Source organism: Pantoea sp. E2023-21, assembly GCF_051302795.1.
Classification (GTDB): domain Bacteria; phylum Pseudomonadota; class Gammaproteobacteria; order Enterobacterales; family Enterobacteriaceae; genus Pantoea; species Pantoea ludwigii_A.
This window is the reverse complement of sequence record NZ_CP195344.1, coordinates 321,743-342,941: the sequence shown is the minus strand read 5'-3', so window position 1 is coordinate 342,941 and position 21,199 is coordinate 321,743. Positions and strand designations below refer to the sequence as shown.

24 protein-coding genes are annotated in these 21,199 nt (G+C 54.4%); 6 read left to right on the top strand and 18 right to left on the bottom strand.

Going from position 1 to position 21,199, the window contains the following annotated elements; genetic code table 11:
- Positions 1-172 precede the first annotated feature (172 nt).
- From ACRQ84_RS01670 to sdhC, 4 genes are read right to left on the bottom strand one after another with little or no spacing between them, the layout of a single operon-like run.
- Positions 173-889: a succinate dehydrogenase iron-sulfur subunit gene (locus ACRQ84_RS01670; RefSeq protein WP_007890649.1), complete on the bottom strand. Its 717-nt coding sequence runs from the start codon at positions 887-889 to the stop codon at positions 173-175.
- Between the two features lie 14 nt (positions 890-903).
- Positions 904-2,670, bottom strand: a complete 1,767-nt coding sequence (gene sdhA, locus ACRQ84_RS01665; RefSeq protein WP_483817011.1) for a succinate dehydrogenase flavoprotein subunit — start codon at positions 2,668-2,670, stop codon at positions 904-906.
- Positions 2,671-3,018: a succinate dehydrogenase membrane anchor subunit gene (gene sdhD, locus ACRQ84_RS01660; RefSeq protein WP_064740586.1), complete on the bottom strand. Its 348-nt coding sequence runs from the start codon at positions 3,016-3,018 to the stop codon at positions 2,671-2,673.
- Positions 3,012-3,401, bottom strand: a complete 390-nt coding sequence (sdhC, locus tag ACRQ84_RS01655) for a succinate dehydrogenase cytochrome b556 subunit (protein ID WP_036621571.1) — start codon at positions 3,399-3,401, stop codon at positions 3,012-3,014. Before sdhC ends, sdhD begins: the two co-directional genes overlap by 7 nt.
- 636 nt (positions 3,402-4,037) lie before the next feature.
- Between sdhC and ACRQ84_RS01650 the strand changes: the two genes are divergently transcribed.
- Positions 4,038-5,321, top strand: a complete 1,284-nt coding sequence (locus tag ACRQ84_RS01650; protein WP_008107361.1) for a citrate synthase — start codon at positions 4,038-4,040, stop codon at positions 5,319-5,321.
- A gap of 51 nt (positions 5,322-5,372) precedes the next feature.
- On the opposite strand, the gene nei is transcribed toward ACRQ84_RS01650, so the two are convergent.
- The 11 genes from nei to ACRQ84_RS01595 all read right to left on the bottom strand — a co-directional run bounded on the left by nei (position 5,373) and on the right by ACRQ84_RS01595 (position 14,627).
- On the bottom strand, positions 5,373-6,161 hold the full coding sequence (gene nei / locus ACRQ84_RS01645) for an endonuclease VIII (protein ID WP_483817010.1): 789 nt from the start codon (positions 6,159-6,161) through the stop codon (positions 5,373-5,375).
- 11 nt (positions 6,162-6,172) lie between these two features.
- Positions 6,173-6,820: a pyroglutamyl-peptidase I gene (gene pcp, locus ACRQ84_RS01640; protein ID WP_064740583.1), complete on the bottom strand. Its 648-nt coding sequence runs from the start codon at positions 6,818-6,820 to the stop codon at positions 6,173-6,175.
- Positions 6,821-6,827: 7 nt separating this feature from the next.
- Entirely contained in the window at positions 6,828-7,844 is a 1,017-nt protein-coding gene (locus ACRQ84_RS01635) for a DUF979 domain-containing protein (RefSeq protein ID WP_483817009.1), read from the bottom strand.
- Positions 7,844-8,572: a DUF969 domain-containing protein gene (locus ACRQ84_RS01630; protein WP_064740581.1), complete on the bottom strand. Its 729-nt coding sequence runs from the start codon at positions 8,570-8,572 to the stop codon at positions 7,844-7,846. Before ACRQ84_RS01630 ends, ACRQ84_RS01635 begins: the two co-directional genes overlap by 1 nt.
- 58 nt (positions 8,573-8,630) lie before the next feature.
- Positions 8,631-9,368, bottom strand: coding sequence for a 5-oxoprolinase subunit PxpA (gene pxpA, locus ACRQ84_RS01625; RefSeq protein WP_483817008.1), 738 nt, complete (start codon positions 9,366-9,368; stop codon positions 8,631-8,633).
- Positions 9,358-10,290 (bottom strand): 5-oxoprolinase subunit PxpC, encoded by a 933-nt coding sequence (gene pxpC / locus ACRQ84_RS01620; RefSeq protein WP_483817007.1) that lies wholly within the window; start codon positions 10,288-10,290, stop codon positions 9,358-9,360. The genes pxpA and pxpC overlap by 11 nt, the downstream gene beginning before the upstream one ends.
- Positions 10,284-10,940 (bottom strand): 5-oxoprolinase subunit PxpB, encoded by a 657-nt coding sequence (gene pxpB, locus ACRQ84_RS01615; RefSeq protein WP_483817006.1) that lies wholly within the window; start codon positions 10,938-10,940, stop codon positions 10,284-10,286. The genes pxpC and pxpB overlap by 7 nt, the downstream gene beginning before the upstream one ends.
- A 175-nt stretch (positions 10,941-11,115) precedes the next feature.
- The gene (locus tag ACRQ84_RS01610; RefSeq protein ID WP_064740577.1) at positions 11,116-11,859 is read right to left on the bottom strand and encodes a type 2 GTP cyclohydrolase I; all 744 of its coding nucleotides are present in this window, start codon (positions 11,857-11,859) and stop codon (positions 11,116-11,118) included.
- 18 nt (positions 11,860-11,877) lie between these two features.
- A complete protein-coding gene (gene phrB / locus ACRQ84_RS01605) occupies positions 11,878-13,305 on the bottom strand; it encodes a deoxyribodipyrimidine photo-lyase (protein ID WP_483817005.1) in 1,428 nt (475 codons plus the stop codon).
- Positions 13,306-13,317: 12 nt separating this feature from the next.
- Positions 13,318-14,274 carry a YbgA family protein gene (locus ACRQ84_RS01600; protein WP_064740575.1) on the bottom strand — a complete coding sequence of 319 codons (957 nt, stop codon included), beginning with the start codon at positions 14,272-14,274 and terminating at the stop codon, positions 13,318-13,320.
- 152 nt (positions 14,275-14,426) lie between these two features.
- Complete coding sequence (locus ACRQ84_RS01595) at positions 14,427-14,627, bottom strand: YbfA family protein (RefSeq protein WP_008107019.1); 201 nt, start codon at positions 14,625-14,627, stop codon at positions 14,427-14,429.
- A gap of 247 nt (positions 14,628-14,874) precedes the next feature.
- Here ACRQ84_RS01595 and kdpE point away from each other — a divergent pair, with 247 nt between their 5' ends.
- A complete protein-coding gene (gene kdpE, locus ACRQ84_RS01590) occupies positions 14,875-15,549 on the top strand; it encodes a two-component system response regulator KdpE (RefSeq protein WP_064740574.1) in 675 nt (224 codons plus the stop codon).
- Between the two features lie 40 nt (positions 15,550-15,589).
- On the opposite strand, the gene pgm is transcribed toward kdpE, so the two are convergent.
- Both pgm and seqA read right to left on the bottom strand, forming a co-directional pair.
- Positions 15,590-17,230, bottom strand: coding sequence for a phosphoglucomutase (alpha-D-glucose-1,6-bisphosphate-dependent) (pgm, locus tag ACRQ84_RS01585; protein ID WP_064740573.1), 1,641 nt, complete (start codon positions 17,228-17,230; stop codon positions 15,590-15,592).
- 24 nt (positions 17,231-17,254) lie between these two features.
- Positions 17,255-17,794: a replication initiation negative regulator SeqA gene (seqA, locus tag ACRQ84_RS01580; RefSeq protein ID WP_483817004.1), complete on the bottom strand. Its 540-nt coding sequence runs from the start codon at positions 17,792-17,794 to the stop codon at positions 17,255-17,257.
- Between the two features lie 248 nt (positions 17,795-18,042).
- Here seqA and ybfF point away from each other — a divergent pair, with 248 nt between their 5' ends.
- From ybfF to fur, 4 genes are all read left to right on the top strand, one after another.
- The gene (ybfF, locus tag ACRQ84_RS01575; protein ID WP_483817003.1) at positions 18,043-18,807 is read left to right on the top strand and encodes an esterase; all 765 of its coding nucleotides are present in this window, start codon (positions 18,043-18,045) and stop codon (positions 18,805-18,807) included.
- A 167-nt stretch (positions 18,808-18,974) separates the two neighbouring features.
- The gene (gene ybfE, locus ACRQ84_RS01570) at positions 18,975-19,250 is read left to right on the top strand and encodes a LexA regulated protein (protein ID WP_007890670.1); all 276 of its coding nucleotides are present in this window, start codon (positions 18,975-18,977) and stop codon (positions 19,248-19,250) included.
- A 137-nt stretch (positions 19,251-19,387) separates the two neighbouring features.
- On the top strand, positions 19,388-19,918 hold the full coding sequence (gene fldA, locus ACRQ84_RS01565; protein WP_110865727.1) for a flavodoxin FldA: 531 nt from the start codon (positions 19,388-19,390) through the stop codon (positions 19,916-19,918).
- Between the two features lie 354 nt (positions 19,919-20,272).
- Entirely contained in the window at positions 20,273-20,722 is a 450-nt protein-coding gene (gene fur / locus ACRQ84_RS01560) for a ferric iron uptake transcriptional regulator (protein ID WP_064740568.1), read from the top strand.
- A 60-nt stretch (positions 20,723-20,782) separates the two neighbouring features.
- Here fur and ACRQ84_RS01555 read toward each other — a convergent pair whose 3' ends face one another.
- Positions 20,783-21,178 (bottom strand): hypothetical protein, encoded by a 396-nt coding sequence (locus ACRQ84_RS01555; protein ID WP_483817002.1) that lies wholly within the window; start codon positions 21,176-21,178, stop codon positions 20,783-20,785.
- Positions 21,179-21,199 lie beyond the last annotated feature (21 nt).

Sequence of the window (21,199 nt, the reverse complement as noted above, 5' to 3'; positions counted from 1 at the left end):
GGTTTCATTTGTTACCGCTTACGCGGCTTGCCGTAGTGAGTTCAGCGATACGAACCTGTGCGCTACCGGCGCCTGGCTCGTAAGGGAACCTTTATAAGCGTGGTCAGTACCGCGCTTATAGAGGCTTCCGTAAACATCCGGGAACCGCAGTTCCCGGACAGTGACTTCTTTGTTACGCCCCGCGTTGCAGCAGCATCGACTTAATATGGCCGATGGCGCGCGTTGGGTTTAGGCCTTTCGGGCACACGCTCACACAGTTCATGATGCTGTGACAGCGGAAAACACTGAAAGCATCGTTTAGATTGTCGAGACGCGCATTGGTTTCCGTGTCGCGGCTGTCGATCAGGAAACGATAAGCCGCCAGCAGGCCTGCCGGACCCACAAATTTGTCCGGGTTCCACCAGAACGACGGGCACGAGGTTGAGCAGCAGGCGCAGAGAATACACTCGTACAAACCATCAAGGTGCTCACGCTCAGCCGGGCTTTGTAGATGCTCGCGCGCCGGAGGATTTTCCCCATTATTCAACAGGAAAGGCTTAATCTTCTCATACTGTGCATAGAATTGTCCCATGTCTACCACGAGGTCGCGGATCACCGGCAACCCCGGCAGTGGACGGATGACAATTTTCTTCGAGCCGTTGCCCAGCGCAGAGATCGGCGTGATACACGCCAGACCATTTTTACCGTTCATGTTCAGACCATCTGAACCGCACACGCCTTCACGGCAAGAGCGACGGAAAGCCAGCGTCGGGTCTTTTTCTTTCAGACGGATCAGCGCATCCAACAGCATCATGTCGCGACCATCTTCCGACTCCAGGGTATATTCCTGCATGCGGGGCTTGGCATCGACTTCTGGGTTGTAACGATAGATTGAAAATTCGAGTCTCATGATGATCTCCGCAATTAGTAAGTACGTGCTTTCGGCGGGAAGGCCGCACGCAGTTTCGGTTGCATGTTCACCTCACGGCGCGTCATGCTTTCCGTCTGCGGAACATAGAGACTGTGGCACAGCCAATTAGCATCATCGCGCTCCGGATAGTCGAAGCGGCTGTGTGCGCCACGGCTTTCGGTACGGAAGTTGGCGGCTACAGCTGTCGCGTAGGCGGTTTCCATCAGATTATCCAGCTCAAGGCACTCAATACGCTGGGTGTTGAAGTCTGGCGAACGGTCGTCAAGGCGCGCTGATTTCAGGCGCTCACGTATCACTTTCAGCTCTTCCAGACCTTCACGCATCGCCTCGCCGTCGCGGAAAACCGAGAAGTTATTCTGCATGCAACGCTGCAGCGCTTTACGGATTTCGACAGGATCTTCACCGGTGGTGTTATTTTCCCAACGGTTGAAGCGTGCCATCGCTTCATCGAGATTTTCCTGCGTGGCTTCACGCAGTTCACCCTGTTCTTCAATACACTCCAGCAGATGTACGCCGGCAGCGCGGCCAAACACCACCAGATCGAGCAGCGAGTTACCGCCGAGGCGGTTAGCACCGTGTACCGATACGCAGGCGATTTCGCCGACGGCAAACAGCCCCGGAATCACCACATCTTCGCCCTGCTCGTTTACGCGCAGCGCCTGGCCAGTCACTTTGGTCGGCACGCCGCCCATCATGTAGTGGCAAGTTGGGATCACCGGAATCGGTTCTTTAATCGGATCGACGTGAGCAAAGGTACGCGACAGCTCAAGGATGCCAGGCAGACGCGATTCCAGGACTTCAGCACCGAGATGATCGAGCTTCAGTTTAATATGCGGGCCCCACGGACCATCGCAGCCGCGACCTTCACGGATTTCCACCATCATCGAACGTGCTACCACGTCACGACCCGCCAGATCTTTGGCGTTCGGCGCATAACGTTCCATGAAGCGTTCACCGTGCTTATTCAGCAGGTAACCACCTTCACCACGGCAACCTTCGGTGACCAATACGCCCGCACCGGCAATGCCGGTTGGGTGGAACTGCCACATTTCCATATCCTGCACCGGCACGCCTGCGCGCAGCGCCATACCGACGCCGTCACCGGTGTTGATGTGGGCGTTAGTGGTGGATTGGTAAATACGGCCCGCGCCGCCGGTGGCGAGAATGGTCGCCTTGGCTTTGAAGTAGACGGTTTCGCCGGTTTCCATGCAGATGGCCGTACAGCCGACAATCGCACCGTCTTCGTTTTTCACCAGATCCAGCGCATACCATTCGGAGAAGATGGTGGTTTTGTTCTTCAGATTCTGCTGATACAGCGTATGCAGCAAGGCGTGGCCGGTACGGTCGGCAGCCGCAGCGGTACGCGCCGCCTGCTCACCGCCAAAGTTCTTCGACTGACCACCAAACGGACGCTGATACACGCGGCCGTCATCCAGACGGGAGAATGGCAATCCCATATGTTCCAGTTCCAGAATCGCTTCCGGACCGACATGACACATATATTCGATCGCGTCCTGGTCGCCGATAAAGTCGGAACCTTTGACGGTGTCGTACATGTGCCATTCCCAGTTGTCTTCATGGGTGTTACCGAGCGCAACGGTGATACCGCCCTGCGCCGATACGGTATGGGAACGGGTTGGGAAAACTTTGGATAACAGGGCACAGGTTTGGCCCGATTGGGAGATTTGCAGAGCGGCGCGCATACCTGCACCACCCGCGCCGATCACCACGGCATCAAATTCTCTGACTGGCAAACTCATTTACACACCCCACACCACAACGATTCCATAAATTGCATACGACAACAGCGCAACCACAATCACAAACTGCAGCAGCAAACGGGTTGCTACCGGTTTCACATAGTCAGTCAACACCTGCCACATCCCAATCCAGCCGTGGATCAGAATCGAGAACAGCGTCAACATGGTGAACACTTTAGTGAAGGCGGATGAGAAGAAGCCGTGCCAGACGTCATACGTCAGCGTGCCTGTCATCACGACGAAACCGAGGATGTAGATAATGTAGAGCGTAATTAAGATTGCAGCAGCACGCAGTAACAGCCAGTCATGGATACCGTTGCGTCCTAATGCAGAAGCATTGCTTACCATACGAGGACTCCAGCCAAAATTGAGAGCACGACAGTGATAACAAAAGCCGCTTGCGCGGAACGGGTTCCCACCTGCAGGGTTTCTTCCATAAAGCCAAAATCAGCCAACATATGACGAATACCGCCCACAGCGTGATACGCCAGCGCAGTTAAAATGCCCCACATGATGAATTTGGCGAAGAAGCTATCCATGATGGATGCCGCTTGCTGGAAACCTTCTGGAGAGGAGAGAGAGAGACCCAGTAACCAGAGCAGAATTCCGAGGGCGACAAAGGTGATCACGCCGGAGACGCGGTGGAGAATGGACGATATTGCAGTAACGGGAAACCGGATCGTCGAGAGATCCAAGTTAACAGGTCTTTGTTTTTTCACGGTTTTGCCCACACAGCTCTTTTTTATTTTGCTTCCTCCGGTCCTGAGTTGCAACAGAGACACAGCATGTGTTCAGACTGCAACCGCCACCAAAATAGCAACATCCAGTGTTAATAAAGCGGGTAAAACGCTGGGTGGCTCCTGGTGTCAGGGTGTTCCGGAGACCTGGCCGCAGTATAGGAGGATCACATTCTGATTACAATTCCCCTACAATCTCTTTGGTCACATTTAGGTTGAACAGTGATCATGCTCACGAATTTCACAATTAATACATTTTTAATTATCTGATTTGACAAAAGATCAACATTTCAGTTACAAACAATCGCATTAAAGCCCTATGATGCACAAAAGTTATGGGGATACACTTTCCCCTAAGCTCAAGTTATGTAACATTGCCAATACAAGCATTACAAAGCATCAGGTTATTGGTTACCAAGAAGTTATGTCGTGACAGGAACTTTAACATCCTCGATGTGCAGCATGTCATGCCCCGATGCCACCGAATGGCCCAAATTCAGCGTTCACTCTGTAACCCTGCACGAACCACGTTACCGCAGAGTGATGCTGTGAAGATTGTGGTTTTATGCAACATGAAGGCTATTCTGGTGTCTAAGATCCTTACCTTAAAGGCGCTATGGAGACGAAATAATGACAGATAAAAAAGTGACGCTAACCCTACAAGATAATACGTCTGTTGAACTGGACGTGATGCAAGGCACGCTGGGACAAGATGTTGTTGATGTGCGCGCCCTTGGCTCACAAGGCCTGTTCACCTTCGATCCCGGCTTCACCTCTACGGCGTCCTGCGAATCTAAGATCACCTTTATCGACGGTGACGAAGGCATTCTGTTACACCGCGGTTTCCCGATTGACCAGCTGGCAACCCACTCTAACTATCTCGAAGTGTGTTACATCTTGCTGAATGGCGAAGCCCCGACCCAAGCCCAGTTTGAAGAATTCCGCACCACCGTTACCCGCCATACCATGATTCATGAGCAAATCACTCGACTGTTCCACGGCTTCCGTCGCGATTCGCATCCAATGGCAGTGATGTGCGGTGTGACCGGGGCGCTGGCAGCGTTTTATCACGACTCCTTAGACGTCAACATTGAGCGTCACCGTGAAATCGCTGCATTCCGCCTGCTGTCGAAAATGCCGACCATGGCGGCGATGTGCTACAAATACTCGATTGGTCAGCCGTTTGTGTATCCACGCAACGACCTCTCTTATGCCGGTAACTTCCTGCACATGATGTTCGCCACGCCGTGCGAAGAGTACAAAGTGAACCCGGTACTGGAACGTGCGATGGATCGTATTCTGATTCTGCACGCCGACCACGAGCAAAACGCGTCTACTTCTACCGTACGTACCGCAGGCTCTTCAGGCGCCAACCCGTTTGCCTGTATCGCCGCCGGTATCGCTTCACTGTGGGGACCGGCGCACGGCGGTGCCAACGAAGCGACACTGCGCATGCTGGAAGAGATCAGCACCGTTGATCACATCCCAGAATTCGTTAAACGCGCGAAAGACAAGAACGACTCGTTCCGTCTGATGGGCTTTGGCCACCGCGTGTACAAAAACTACGATCCGCGTGCCACCGTGATGCGCGATACCTGTCACGAAGTGCTGAATGAACTGGGCATGAAAGATGATCTGCTGGAAGTGGCGATGGAGCTGGAACACATTGCGCTGAACGACCCGTACTTCATTGAACGTAAACTCTATCCAAACGTCGATTTCTACTCAGGCATTATTCTGAAAGCGATGGGTATTCCGTCTTCCATGTTTACCGTTATCTTCGCGATGGCGCGTACCGTGGGCTGGATTGCACACTGGAAAGAGATGCACGACGAAGGCATGAAGATTGCGCGTCCGCGTCAGCTGTATACCGGTTACACCGAGCGTCCCTTTACCTCGGCGCTGGATAAATAAGAGAAAGGCGGCCAAATGGCCGCCTTTTTTATTGCGCGATAAATCGCGCCGCTACGACTGGCATCCCGGACACCAGTAAAACGGCCGCGATGACAACACGCCCTTCTCAATCACCGCGCCGCACCGCCGACATTTCTTACCCTGCCGATGAAACACCTCGAAGCGAAAAGCCGCATCCTCGTGATACTTCTTCATGCTGCCACGCATCTGATACGACAAGCGCGGCACCGCCAGCATCGCCTCACTCAGCGCCGTTAACTGCTGTTCGCTCAGATCCTGGGCCCGATGTGACGCCAGCAGTCCGGCGTGCCACAAAATCTCCACCCGCAGATAATTGCCCAAGCCGGCGAGAAAAGCCTGATCGAGCAGCAAGCCGCTGAACTGGCGACGACGAAAACGTGGCGACAGCAGACGATCGCGCACCTCCTCAACCGTTAAGCTGGCATCCAGCACATCCGGGCCCACGCGCTGCAAAAACGGATGCGCGGCTAAGGTATCGGCATTGAGCAGCTCAATATCCGACGCGCTATACAGCAAAATGGTTTTATCCGCAGTTGCGAGCCGCACGCGTAACTGGCGCGTGGTATTCGGCTGCGTACCGGTGGGCACCACACGCCACACGCCGTACAGCTGATTGTGGCTGTAGAGCGTTAACCCGTTGGAGAAGTGTGTGAGCAGCGCTTTACCGCGCGTTTCGAAGGCATTGATGGTGGCGTCCATCAATGCCGGTTCGTAGGTCTTGAGCGCCGGAAAGGCAAACCACACATCGGTGAGCGGTTTGCCAACCATTGCCGCTGCCAGTTGATCCGCTGCGCGGCGGATCTCCGGTCCCTCAGGCATAAAAACTCCGGTTAATGGGTGGCGCCACCAACGACGCGGATATCACTTTCCGTGCTCAGGATAACCTGCAGCGAAGTCTCCAGCGCCTGAATGACGCTGGCGGTGGCCATACTTGCCACACCAGGGTGATTTACCGCTTGTTCCGGCATGTACGGGATGTGAATAAAGCCGCCGCGCGCCTTGCTGTTAGTGGTATGAATCCAGTGCAGCAGGCTGTACATCACGTGATTACAAGTGAAGGTACCGGCAGTTTGCGATACCGAAGCCGGCACGCCCACTTCGCGCAGTGCGGCAACCATCGCTTTGATCGGCAGCGTAGAGAAATAGGCTGCCGGGCCATCGGCCTCAATCGGCTGATCGATCGGCTGCTGCTGATCGTTATCCGGAATGCGTGCGTCATCCACGTTAATAGCGACGCGTTCAACGGTAATATCGGCGCGACCTCCGGCTTGCCCAACGCACAACACGCGATCGGGTTGAATCTCCTCCAGTGCGCGCGTCAACACCTCACCACAGGTGGCAAATACCACCGGCAGCTGGCGCACCACAATGCGCGCACCGGCAATCTCTTTACCGTCGAAGCTGCGCACCGCTTCCCACGAAGGATTGATACTTTCGCCACCAAAGGGCTCAAATGCCGTCATTAACACCGTTTTCATGGCAACCTCACAAGAACATCAGGAAGTAGAGCAGGAAAATATTCACTACCAACAGTAGCACACCGGTTGGCACCTGAGCCTTGATCACCGCGTTGCGGTCTGGCAGCTCCAGCAGGCGCGCCGGCACGATGTTGAAGTTGGCCGCCATCGGCGTCATCAGCGTGCCGCAATAGCCGGAGAACATACCAATCGCCGCCATCACCGCCGGATTACCGCCGTGTTGCAGCACCAGAATCGGAATACCAATGCCCGCCGTGACGATCGGGAAGGCGGCAAACGCATTGCCCATTACCATGGTCAGCAACGCCATGCCACCCGCATAGACCGCGACGGCAATCAGACGATTATCAACCGCCAGATACTGCTCGGTGAGATGCGAAATCGCCGTGCCGACCCCGGCGCTGGTGAACAGCAGGCCGAGCGTGGCCAGGATCTGCGGAAGAATAAACGCCCAACCCACAGCGTCCAGCAGGCGACGGGTTTCCTGCATCGACTGCAGCGGCTTTTCATGGGTAATTTTCAACGCAATCAGCCAGCCCAGCAGGCAGCCAATCATCATTGAGAACAGTGTCACCAGCGTGGAGTGATTGCCCGGGCCAAACACGGTGTCCTGCAAACCGGGAATATGGTTAAACGCCAGTACGCCAATCACTGTCACCAGCGGAATCGCCAGCGCCGGCAGGAACAGTTTGTTGCGCAGACGCATTGCGCTTTCCTGCTTCTGCTCATCACTGCGCTGATGATAGCGGCCCAAACGCACGCCGCCGAAACCGGCGATTAACGCCATCAACACCACGGCAACGCCCACGCCGATATGCAACCAGCGGCGGCCCAGTTCGGCATCACCCGCCCATTGCCCCATCAGCTGATAGGCACCATCACCAATCAGGAAAATCAGACCATACAGTGCCCAGAACAGGCCAGTGGTGAAACGGCGCGGGTTGGCGCTGTCACGCCAGGAAAGTACCGCGACAACCAGCAGGATCACCCCTGCCAGCCACATCAAATATTGTTGCTGGAACATTACTTTCCTCCTTTGGCGTTCAGCGCCTGCTGGTTCAACGCGCCCAATTCACGCGAGAGTTGACGATCAAGACGCACCAGACGGGCTGAATGAATGAGGAAAGCACAAATTGCGGTAGGAATGCCCCACAGCGCGATATGCAGCGGTTCAGTGCTGATACCGGCAGATTCCTGCATAAAGTTATGCATGAAGATAATCGCGCCAAAGGCAACGAAGATATCCTCGCCAAAGAACAGACCAATGTTATCGGTCGCCGCAGACATGGCGCGCAGACGGTGACGCACTTCTGGCGGGACTTCACCGTAGCGGTTTTCCGTGGCGCCTTCCGCCATCGGTGCCAGCAGCGGACGCACCATCTGCGGATGGCCGCCAAGGCTGGTCAAGCCCAGCGCGGCGGTAGCTTCACGCACGAACAGGTAGACGATCAGCAAACGACCCGCCGTAGCGGTTTTGATCTGCGCGATCCAGCTTTGCGCGCGCTCTTTCAAGCCATGACGCTCCAGCAAGCCGATAACCGCCAGCGGCAGCAGCAGAATCAGCGGCAGGTTACGCGTATTGAGGAAGCCAGAACCGAGTTTTTCCAGAATATCCGCCAGCGGCAGATGCGCCGCCAGCCCGGTGACGAAGCCCGCTACAATGACCACCAGCACCGGGTTAAAGCGCAGCACAAAACCCACAATGATGGCGGCAATGCCCAGCAGCGGCCAGAGGTTAACCACGTTATCCATGTTGTTCCCTTATGTGAAAAGACAAAGCCCGGCATGATGCCGGGCAATAAGTAAAAAGTTATGCGCTGGTGACAGCAATCCGATGCGTCGCAAATGCCGCACGCAATGTGCGGGCGAATTGGAGCGCGTGCGCACCGTCACCGTGTAAACAAACGGTTTCCGCGTTGACCTTCACCCATTCGCCGCTGATGCTTAGCACCTGACGCTGCTGCACCATCGCCAGCGTTTGCGCCAGCGCCTGATCGGCATCTTCAATCATCGCCTTAGGCTGACTGCGGGGTACTAAAGCCCCGCTTGCCAGATAGCCACGATCGGCAAACACCTCTTCGCGCGTGCGCAAACCATGATGCGCCGCCGCCGTAATCGAGGCGCTGCCCGCCAATCCCACCAGAATCAATCCGCTATCCACGGCTTTTACCGCGCGCGCGATAGCATCTGCTAACTGCGGATCGCCCGCAGCCTGGTTATACAGCATGCCGTGCGGCTTGACGTGCACCAGTCGTTCACCTTCGCTTTCCGCAATACTTTTTAGCGCACCAATCTGATAGATCATCTGCGCATACACCGTTTCGGGCGGCAGCTGCATGGCGGTGCGGCCAAAGTTTTCCCGATCGGGGAAGCTCGGATGGGCACCGATCGCCACGCCAGACGCTTTCGCCCAGCGCACCGATTGCAGCATGGTTTGTGCATCACCGGCGTGGAAGCCACAGGCGATATTGGCTGAACTGACCAGCGTCAGCAGCGCCTGATCGCTGGCGCTGCCTTCGCCGAGATCGGCGTTAAGATCAATCTTCATGTGCCAGTCCCCAAGCCATTTGGTCGAACGAACGTTGTTGATGCTGTTTGGCGCTGATCGCATCCTCCAGCGTGCAGTGAATAAAGTGAATGGGCTCGCCAAGGCGAATTTGCGCCAGATGGTAGAGATCGGCTTCGATAACGCAGGCAATGCGTGGATAACCGCCGGTGGTCTGGGCATCGGCCATCAACACAATCGGTTGGCCGTTAGGCGGTACCTGCACCACGCCGGGCACCAAACCGTGTGATAGCAAATCGCGCTTGGCATCGCGCTTCAGTTCACGTCCCTGCAAGCGATAGCCCATACGGTTGCTTTGTGGGCTGAGTTTCCACGGACTGCGCCAGAAACCTTGCTGCGCCTCACGGGAGAACTCGTTATATTCCGGGCCCGCTAAGGCACGAATGCGGTTGCCCCACAGCAACTGGCGCACGCCGGCTTTATCATGGAAGTCACGCGTCGGTTTGCCCAACGGCAGTTCGTCGCCGTCCTGCAATTTACGTCCCTGCCAGCCGCCAAATGCCGCCTTGAGATCGGTACTAACCGAACCGAGCATTTCCGGCACGGCAAAGCCACCGTTCACCGCCAGATAACTGCGCATACCGCGCGTTGGCGTCGCCAGCGTCAGCACCTGACCTTTTTTCATCGGTAGTCGCCAGCCGGTCCAGACGGGGTTGCCATCCAGATCGGCATTGCAGCCGGCGCCCGTCAGCGCAAACCAGCCATCGCGGGTAAACTGCACTTTAAGTTGTCCCAGCACGATTTCCAGCACCGCGCTCTGCTCAGGGTTGCCCACCAGCATATTGGCGGTACGCATTGCCGGTTGATCGAGCGCGCCGCCAACGCTGATGCCATATTGGCGGAAGCCGGTGCGGCCGTGGTCCTGTAGCGAGGCCATCATGCCTGCGCGAAGAATTTTTAACATACGCCCTCCTGCTGCGGCACAAAACGCACACTATCGCCGGGACGTAGCAGTGTTGGCGGATGCTGAAGCGGATCGAAGAGGCTAAGCGGCGTGTGTCCAATCAGTTGCCAACCGCCGGGCGCGGCTAATGGATAGATGCCGGTTTGGCTGCCGCCAATGCCCACGGAGCCACTCGGTACAATCACACGCGGTTCGGCGCGGCGCGGCGTGTGTAAACGCTCATCCAAACCACCGAGGTACGGGAAACCGGGCTGGAAGCCGATGAAATAGACCACGTAATCAATGCTGCTGTGCAGTTCTACCGCTTGCTTTGGCGTCATATTGGCGCGATCGGCGACCACTTGCAGATCCGGTCCGCCTGCACCGCCGTACACCACAGGGATTTCGACCCGGCGCGACTCAGGCAGTTGCGCTTCACTCTCCTCCCACCAACGCTGCAAACGTTCCATGGCATCCAATGCATTGAGTTGCGGATCGCGCAGCAGCAGCGTCAGGTTGTTCATTCCAGGAATGACTTCCTCTACCTGCTCGTTCTGCTGCAAACGCTGACATAATCCCCAGATGCGCTGCTGGCTGGCCAACGAAACCGGCGGTTCCAGCTCCAGCACCACCGCGCGCTCACCTAGCAGATAACAACGTGCTCGTTGCAAAAACAACCTCCTGGTAAAAGTCAAAACATGTCGCGGAACGAATGTTATAGGGGCGCCATGAATGGCAACCGCATGTATCGTTTATGCGTAAAGGCCATAAGTTATGCGAAAGTGACAGAGATGTGTCAACAGATTTGCGCCCCTAACGCAGGTTAAGGGCGTGAAAGGGGAGAAATTAGGCAGGATTGTCGATGTCGATAAAGGTCACATCAAGGCCGTGATGGGCAGCTAACCACTCGCCCAGCGCCTTGATTCCACCGCGTTCGGTTGCGTGGTGTCCAGCGGCAAAGAAATGTAAACCTTGTTCGCGTGCGCTGTGGATGGTTTGCTCAGACACTTCACCGGTAATAAAGGCATCGACGCCAAAGGCGGCTGCGCTATCGATAAAGCCCTGACCGCCGCCGCTGCACCACGCAATGCGCTTTATCAGCGCAGGGGCGTTGTCACTGCAGTGCAGCGGCGTGCGGCCTAAACGCTGGGCAATTTTCTCTGCCAGCGCCGCGCCACTTAAGGGTGCTGCCAGCTCGCCCCACGGCACCAGCGGCTGAATCTCGCCTTTAACTTCAATATCAAACAAGCGCGCCAGCTGTGCGTTGTTACCCAACTCGGGATGCGCATCCAGCGGCAGATGCCAGCCGTACAGGTTGATATCATTTGCCAATAACGTACGCAGACGCTGGCGCTTCATGCCTTTAATTACCGGCGCTTCGCTCTTCCAGAAGTAACCGTGATGCACCAGCACTGCATCGGCGTTGCGCTTTACCGCTTCATCCAGTAACGCCTGACAGGCGGTAACGCCGGTGATGATGGTTTTCACCTCGGCGCGCCCTTCAACCTGCAAACCGTTCGGCGCATAGTCGCTGAAGGCGCTGTTATTCAATTGCTGGTTGACGATCTGTTCTAACTCGACATTATTCATTACGGCTCCCTGACCGCCTTAAGCCGCGCTGCGAGCGCGCTCAAAGGCGTCTAGTGTCTTTTTACGTGCTTCCTTATGTTCCACGATTGGCGCTGGATAATCGAGTTTCTTGTTATTTTTCTGCGCCCATACCTGCGGCTGATGGATATCACTGTCGGGCACTTCGCTGAGTTCAGGCAGCCACTGCCGGATAAAGTCGCCCTGTTTATCGAAGCGCTCGCCCTGGGTGGTCGGATTGAAAATACGAAAATAGGGTGCGGCATCGGTGCCAGTTGACGCGGCCCACTGCCAGCCGCCGTTATTGGCGGCAAGATCGCCATCGATCAACTGTTGCATGAAATAACGCTCGCCTTCACGCCAGTCGATTAACAGATCCTTCACCAGGAAACTGGCGGTAATCATGCGCAGACGGTTATGCATCCAGCCCAGCGTGTTGAGCTGACGCATCGCCGCATCAACAATGGGATAGCCGGTTTTGCCCTGTTGCCAGGCTTTAAGATGCGCTTCGTTTTGCTGCCAATCCACGTTGCGCGTCCAGTCGACAAATGGCTGATGCTTACACAAGGCCGGAAACGCCACCATCAGATGACGGTAAAACTCGCGCCAGATCAGTTCGTTCAGCCAGGTAAAGGCTTTGCCTTCGTTAAGCGCATCAGGATGCTCTTTTAATACCCGGTGCAGGCACTGGCGCGGCGACAGCACGCCAATCGCCAGATAGGCCGATAAACGGCTGGTGCCATCAATGGCCGGTAAATCACGCTGCTCCGGATAATGTTGCACCGCCTGTTGGGCAAAGTGACGCAGCTGTTTTAACGCCGCCTCTTCACCAGCCGGAAACCAGCTTTCATCAAAGGCTTCACAAGGATAATCAAAGGCGGGAATCTTTTTTTCGATGCTGATAGGCGCACCGTCACGCGCTTTCGGTGCGTGATAGCACTCCGGAAGTCCCTGATGCAAGCGACGAACGTAGGCTCTGCTAAACGGCGTGAACACTTTGAACATGGTATTACTGCCGGTTTGCACACTGCCCGGCGGCAGTAGCAGACTGTCGTCGAATCCCTGACAAATTACGCCCTGCGCGTCCAGGCGCTTTTCTGCCTGAGCATCGCGTTCTCGTTCGTTGATTTCGTACTGATAGTTATAGAACAGCGCATCAACCTGCTGTTGCTGGCAAAATTCGGCCAGGTAATCAATTGAAGCGGCAAAGTCATCGCACTGATGGTAATGCAACGGAATGCCGCGTTCGGCCAGCGATTGCTGCAATAAACAGAGATTTTGCTGGATGAATGCGGCCTGCTTCGGCGCCATCTGATGCTGCTGCCATTGCTGCGGTGTGGCGATGAACAGCGCAATCACTTTGGTTTGGCTATCGCGGCAGGCAGCGGCCAGCGCCATGTTGTCATTGATGCGCAGATCGTTACGCAACCAAACTAAATGGGTGGTCATAAAGCCCCGAAATTATTGCCCGTAGCGCAAACGTAGCGCTTCCGGGTAAGGATCAAAGTAGCGTTGCTGAGCCAGCCACGGGTGTGGATACTCCGCCATGTAGTGTTTCAGCATGGTTATCGGCGCTAATAAAGGTTGCACGCCAAGACGATAGCGATCGATAAGTTGTGCCAGCTCCTGCCGCTGTGGCGAACTCAGTTGCGGACGGAAATAGCCTTGTACATGCATCAGCACATTGGTGTGATTACGACGTGATGCCTGATGCGACATGAGATGCATCAGGCGATTGCGGTACTCGCAGGCGTAGTCTTCCAGCGAATCCCACTGATCCATCGCCGCGACAAAGCGGCCCATTTCACGGTATTCATCCTGCGCATGAGAGAGCAATAGCAGTTTATAGCGGCTATGAAAGGCCATCAGCTTGTGACGCGACAGGCCGCTGCGCCACATCTCGTTGAATTCGTGCAGCGCGTAAACGCGGCCGATAAAGTTTTCGCGAATGGCATCATCGTGCAGGCGTCCATCCTCTTCCAGCGGTAACCACGGCATCTCTTTCTGCAGAAATGCGGTGAACATGCCGGTGCCCGCTTTACGATTGTTGTTGGTTTCGGGTTCATAAACGCGCACGCGCTCCAACCCACAGCTTGGCGATTTGGCACACAGAATGTAGCCGCACAGATGATGCAGCGATTTCACACGCTCTGCGGACCAGCGCTGCATCTTATCGGTAACTTCTTCGCCGCCATCCTTGCTGAAACAGAGATGAATATTGTCATCACTCTCTTTGACCAGACGCAAAGCCGGACGCGGTGTCGGTAAGCCAATTGCCATTTCAGGACAAATAGGTTCGAAGCGCACAAATGGCACGAGTTCATCAGTAGCGAACGTAAAACGTTTATGACCGCCATCGAATCGGACTTTATCCCCGAGCAAACAAGCGCTGATACCGACAGGAATTTTCTCGCTCATACTTGTACAACCTCTGAAATCTTGTAGAGGTTTTAAGTGTAGCTGAATTAGCGCGGGATAACAGTGGCAAGGTAAGCAAGGAGTGAAAATTATCAATAAAAAAACCCGGCGCTTCACGGGAAGTCGCCGGGTTAATGATGCGTAGAAATCGCTTACCAGTGAATGCCGGCAGCCGCTTCCGACTGCGCCAGCCATACCGGTTTAGTACTGGTTTTGCACCACATGCGATGCAGGTAACTGTACAAACGTGCACGATCTGAGCGGAATAACATGACTGGCAGCGCCAGCAAACCGATTGCTACCACCAGCACGCGGCGCAATACGATTTTATACAGTGGATATGCTCTATCCATTTTTTGGCCCCCTTGTGGTAAACGTTGCGTTGAAATGTGATCTGGTTCAGATATTACCCGTTATTATGTAATTTTACTACTCATCCGACCACCTTATTTGTGCTTTTTTCAATCACTTTGCGCCGGGATGAAATTTAGTTACATAATTGTGAATTAAAGGTTCTTTGCGAGTTAATATCTTCGTGACGGACGGCGGGCCGCTTTATTGCTAAAGTGATACGTTAACTTTTTTGCCGCTGGAGGCAGCGTGACGACCATCTTGATAGTGGAAGATGAAAAAGAGATTCGCCGTTTCGTGCGCCTGGCGCTGGAGAGCGAGGGCCTGAAGATTGTGGAAGCTGAACAGTTGCAGCGCGGCCTGATTGAAGCGGCCACGCGTAAGCCCGATCTGGTCATCCTTGATCTTGGCTTGCCCGATGGCGATGGCAATGACTTTATCCGTGAAGTACGCCAGTGGAGCAGCATGCCGGTGATTGTGTTGTCGGCGCGCAGCGATGAGCAGGATAAGATTGATGCGCTGGACGCCGGTGCGGATGATTATCTGACCAAGCCATTTGGCATTGGTGAACTGCTAGCGCGCGTGCGCGTGGCGCTGCGTCGTCATCAAAGCAGCCAGCCTGAACCAATTGTGAAATTTGGTGAAGTGAGCGTCGATTTGGCAGCGCGCCGCGTGCTGCGCAACGAACAGGAAGTGCATCTGACGCCGACTGAATTCCGTCTGCTGAGCTTACTCCTGAATAATGCCGGCAAAGTGCTGACGCAGCGTCAGTTGCTTAATCAGGTTTGGGGGCCAAATGCGGTGGAGCACAGCCACTACTTGCGCATCTATATGGGCCATTTGCGGCAGAAGCTGGAAGCCAATCCGACACAGCCAAGCCATTTGCTGACAGAAACCGGTATCGGCTACCGTTTTATGCCATAAAAAAAGGCCGCTAAGCGGCCTTTTCTCTTCACTGATCTAATCAGGCGTTTTTCAGCACTTCACTAACAATCTCAACCGCTTCTTTCTCAATTTGCTGACGATGTTCAGCACCAAGGAAGCTCTCGCAGTAAATTTTGTAAGCGTCTTCAGTACCCGACGGACGTGCGGCAAACCAGCCGTTCTCCGTCATCACTTTCAGACCACCGATTGACGCACCGTTACCCGGCGCGGCAGTCAGGCGTGCGGTGATCGGATCACCTGCCAGTGTATCAGCGCTCACCATTTCTGGTGACAGCTTAGACAGCGCCGCTTTCTGTGCCGAAGTCGCCGGTGCCTGCAGACGGTTATAACTTGGCGCACCAAAGCGCTCAGCCAGCTCGTCATAATGCTGCTGCGGGTTCTTGCCGGTTACCGCCGTAATTTCTGCGGCCAGCAGGCACAGAATGATGCCGTCTTTATCGGTTGACCAGGCTGAGCCATCGAAACGCAGGAAGGATGCGCCCGCGCTCTCTTCACCGCCGAAGCCAAAGCTGCCATCGAACAGACCATCAACGAACCATTTGAAACCAACCGGTACTTCCACCAGCTTACGGCCAATGTCGTTGACAACGCGGTCAATCATTGCGCTGGAAACCAGGGTTTTACCCACAGCAACGTCTTTGCCCCACTGTGGGCGATGCTGGAAGAGGTAGTTGATCGCTACCGCCAGATAGTGGTTCGGATTCATCAGACCCGCAGGCGTGACGATACCGTGACGGTCGTAATCGGGATCGTTACCAAAGGCCAGGTCGAATTTGTCTTTATACGCCAGCAAACCGGCCATCGCGCACTCTGATGAGCAGTCCATACGCACCACGCCATCTTTATCCAGATGCATGAAACGGAAAGTTTGATCGATCGCATCGTTAACGATGGTCAGATCAAGCTGGTAATGCTCAGCGATGCGCTGCCAGTAAGCAATGCCAGAACCGCCTAACGGATCCACGCCAATTTTCAGACCCGCTTTCTGGATGGCGGCGAAGTCAATCACCTGCGCCAGACCTTCAACGTACGGCTGGATCAGATCCTGCTCAACGATGTGACCGCTCGCCCATGCCTGATCCAGCGGCAGACGTTTCACGTCTTTCAGCTCGCCTTTGATCAGCTGGTTAGCGCGATCTTCTACCACTTTGGTGACGTTGGTATCAGCCGGGCCACCGTTTGGCGGATTGTATTTGATACCACCATCTTCCGGTGGGTTGTGTGAAGGCGTGATAACGATGCCGTCCGCCTGCGCGCCGCCGCGTTTGTTGTGCTCAAGAATGGCGTTAGAGATGGCAGGCGTCGGTGTATAACCGTTGTCCTGCTGCACAATCACGTCCACGCCGTTAGCGGCCAGCACTTCCAGCACTGACAGAATCGCTGGCTCAGACAGCGCATGCGTGTCTTTACCGACGTAGCATGGACCGGTGATGCCGTTCTTTTTGCGCTCTTCAGCAATTGCCTGGGCGATCGCTAAAATGTGCTGTTCATTGAAGCTTTGGCGTCCCGCGCTGCCGCGGTGGCCTGAAGTGCCAAATTTCACCGCATGATCCGGATTCGCCACATCGGGCTTCAGGACGTAATACTGCGAGGTTAATTGTGCAACGTTAATCAAATCGCTCTGCTGGGCAGGCTGCCCAGCACGGGGGTGATTGGCCATTGGCGCTTCTCCCTGACGCTTCAGTTAAATGGTGCCGCGAACTTTCTCTGTCAGTTCCTGTGGGAACTGCATAGCCAGCATGATGTGTTCCACCATGCTGCATTTGCGACCTGTATTGGTATTCGTGATCACCCAGTACGGTGTGCCGGGAACGTGCTTAGGCTTGGTATGGGTGCCATTTTGCAGCAGCGTGTGCTCGTCGCCCGCAAAGTAGACGCGGGTACGGCCCTGCAGCGAGGCAGTAGCTTCAGCAAACGCAGCCGGATCAAGACGATAGAGCGTTGACAGTACCAACATAAAGCGGTTAACCGCCTTATTCTGCTCGGCATATTCATCGGAAAGCAGCAGTTCACGCACCGCACGAACGCGATCCTGAGGACGCGCTTCGCGGCTGGCAGATTGAGCTTCTTTCATTGATGCACCAGCGGCAGGCACAGCAGGTGCGCTCTGTCCGGCGGTGAACTTCAACATGCGGCGCAAAATATCTGAGGCGCTTTCACCAATGTGCTGCGTGTGGCTGGCAATATAACGGTAGAGTTCTTCGTCAACTTCAATCGTTTTCATCTTTTTCCGTACGATTCTGGCAAATGACAGAACCACGCATTATTGCAACGGCTTTAGCAAAATCCAGTCGTGCAAAATGTGAGCGGGTTCTAACATAAGGATTATAAAGTTAAATCCGTGGCAGCCGATAGCGTTGGCAACGTTTCCGGGCAAAAGTCGGAATATGCCCTAATGCCCACCGGCCTGACTGCTGGACAGGTGAATCCATGATAACCTAAGCCAAGGTCACAACCGTAAGAACTTTAGCCATGATTTTGAACGCCCGTCTGCAAACTGAACAATCTACCCCTGATGCCACGCCGATTCTGTTAATCCATGGTCTTTTTGGTAGCCTTGATAATCTTGGCGTGCTGGCGCGAGGTGTGCGCGATGCTCGTCCCACACTGCAGGTTGATGTGCGTAACCACGGCTTGTCCCCGCGAAGCGATGTGATGAACTATCACGCCATGGCACAGGACATTGTCGCAACGCTGGATGCACACAACATCGATCGCGCTGGCGTGATCGGCCACTCAATGGGTGGCAAAATCGCCATGGCGCTCAGCGCGATTGCGCCAGAACGCATTGAAAAAATGGTGATGATCGATATCGCGCCCGTTGATTATCAGACACGCCGCCATGACGAAATTTTTGCCGCTATTCGTGCCGTCACCGCTGCGGGCGTCACGCGTCGCAGTGAAGCCGCTGAAGTGATGCGTCAGCATATTGCTGAGGATGGCGTGATCCAGTTTATCCTTAAGTCTTTCGCTGAAGGCGAATGGCGCTTTAACGTGCCCGTGCTGTGGGATAACTACAGCACCCTATCCGGCTGGGAGGAAATTCCTGCGTGGTCGCATCCGGCACTGTTTATCCGCGGCGGCGATTCGCCTTATCTGGATAATCAGCATCGCGATGCCCTGCTGCGTCAGTTCCCGCAGGCGCATGCGCACGTGATCAACGGCGCCGGACATTGGGTGCATGCTGAGAAACCCGATGCGGTGTTACGCGCCGTTCGGCGTTTCTTTAACCTGTAAAAGCAAAAGCTTGCCGCTTGCGCTTTAGGATTGGCGTCAGGGAAGGCGCTGGAGTATGATGTCGCGCTAAAAATTTGCCACAGCGTGTTTTTCGCCGTGGTCGGGCCGATAATGTTTTAATCGCGCAGCGCCTTTCCGCCGTTCGCGCCCACTCAGTTTTACAAACCATGGCAAAAGAACAGACAGACCGCACTACGCTTGATCTCTTCGCAGACGAGCGGCGTCCTGGTCGCCCGAAAACTAGCCCGCTGACGCGTGATGAACAGTTACGCATCAACAAACGTAATCAGCTCAAGCGCGATAAAGTGCGTGGGCTGCGTCGTGTTGAGCTGAAGATGTCGAGCGAAGCGGTTGACGCGCTCAGCACGCTGGCCGATCAGCAAAATATCAGTCGCAGCGAATTGATTGAACAAATGCTGCTGGCACAGCTCAAACTGTCGTAACGCACGAAGACCGCACGCTGGAACACAAAGTCACGGCTTTACACGTTCCGCACTTTTTACCGGTCTGCTATTATTCGCATAACTGTGCAGTCAACTGACTTACATTCACAATCAGGATTTAAGAGGTTACCTAACCCATGGCAATCGTAGGCATTTTCTTCGGCAGCGATACCGGCAACACTGAAAATATTGCAAAGATGATCCAGAAACAACTGGGTAAAGATGTCGCCGAAGTGCATGACATTGCTAAGAGCACCAAAGAAGATCTCGAGGCTTTCGACATCCTGCTGCTGGGCATTCCAACCTGGTATTACGGCGAAGCGCAGTGTGACTGGGATGATTTCTTCCCGACGCTGGAAGAGATTGACTTCAATGGCAAGCTGGTAGCGTTGTTTGGTTGTGGCGATCAGGAAGATTACGCCGAGTACTTCTGTGATGCGATGGGCACCATCCGTGACATCATCGAGCCGAACGGTGCGGTGATCGTCGGTCACTGGCCAACTGAAGGCTATCATTTTGAAGCATCAAAAGGCCTGGCCGATGATAAAAACTTCCTTGGTCTGGCTATCGACGAAGATCGTCAGCCGGAATTGACCAACGAACGTGTTGAGAAGTGGGTTAAGCAGATCTTTGACGAGCTGCAGCTGAAAGAGATTATTGAAGCCTGATTCCCTGCTCTGCCCGATGTGGGCGTAATCTCACATCGGGTAACGGAATTTCCTATAAAAATAATAGCTACGGTTTTTTAACTTTTCCCCGCAAATCTGTAGAATACCCGCAATGGTCATCCGCTTATTCCTCTGGCAGTAGAATGAGGCTGAGTGAAATGGAATCCAAAACCCAAGCGTCATGAAGACGTTAGTGACATTATCCTTACAGCCTTTGGTGATTAAGGACGTTGCTTTGGTTTTCATTTCACTGCTTGAGTTCTATAATGAGACGCAAATGAGAATGCGCGTTGACCTAAACATTCAAGGCCCCTGCGCCGCAAGTGACTAGCAAAGTAACAGGACAATATCCGCATGACTGACAACAACTCCGCATTGAAGAAGGCTGGCCTGAAAGTCACGCTACCCAGACTGAAAATTCTGGAAGTGCTTCAGGGACCTGGCCCCGAGTCCCATCACGTCAGTGCGGAAGATTTGTACAAGCGCCTGATTGATATGGGCGAAGAGATTGGCCTGGCGACGGTGTATCGCGTTCTTAACCAGTTTGACGACGCGGGCATCGTAACCCGTCATAACTTTGAAGGCGGTAAATCTGTCTTCGAACTGACTCAGCAGCATCACCATGATCACTTGATTTGCCTGGATTGTGGCAAAGTTATCGAATTCAGCGATGAATCAATTGAAACGCGTCAGCGTGAAATTGCCACTCGCCATGGCATCAAACTCAGCAACCACAGCCTGTACCTCTACGGTCACTGTGCGCTGGGAGACTGCCGCGAAGACGACTCGCTCCACGATAAGTAATTGAGTGTGCTATGCAGTATAAAAAAACCGGCGCTTGAGCCGGTTTTTTTATACCTGAAATCAGGCAACGAAAGTTTCTTGCAGGTAACGCCAGCGAGGAATGGTGGTGCTGCAATCCAGTACCGCCAGTGAAATGCGGCTCTGATTGGTACCGTTCATCATCTGTAATTCACGATACTGAATCGTCACTTCCTCGCTTTGCTGCGAAATGATGGCGTGCTCACTGGTCGCAATGCGCATACCTTCACGCTGTCCCTGCAGCTGGCGAAAAAGCACTTCCATTTCGTTGAGATCCAATCTTTTGCCTTGCGGCGTCACCATTTTAAATTCGGGATGAAAGTACGACAAAAACAGGTCAATACTGTCGTCGCTACCTTCTGCCTGATTGAAAATACGTTCGATAAGCTGATGTAAAACGACCACGCTATGCTTAGCTTCCTGAGCGAGACTTGTCATTTTTTTTCCTTAGATAACCCG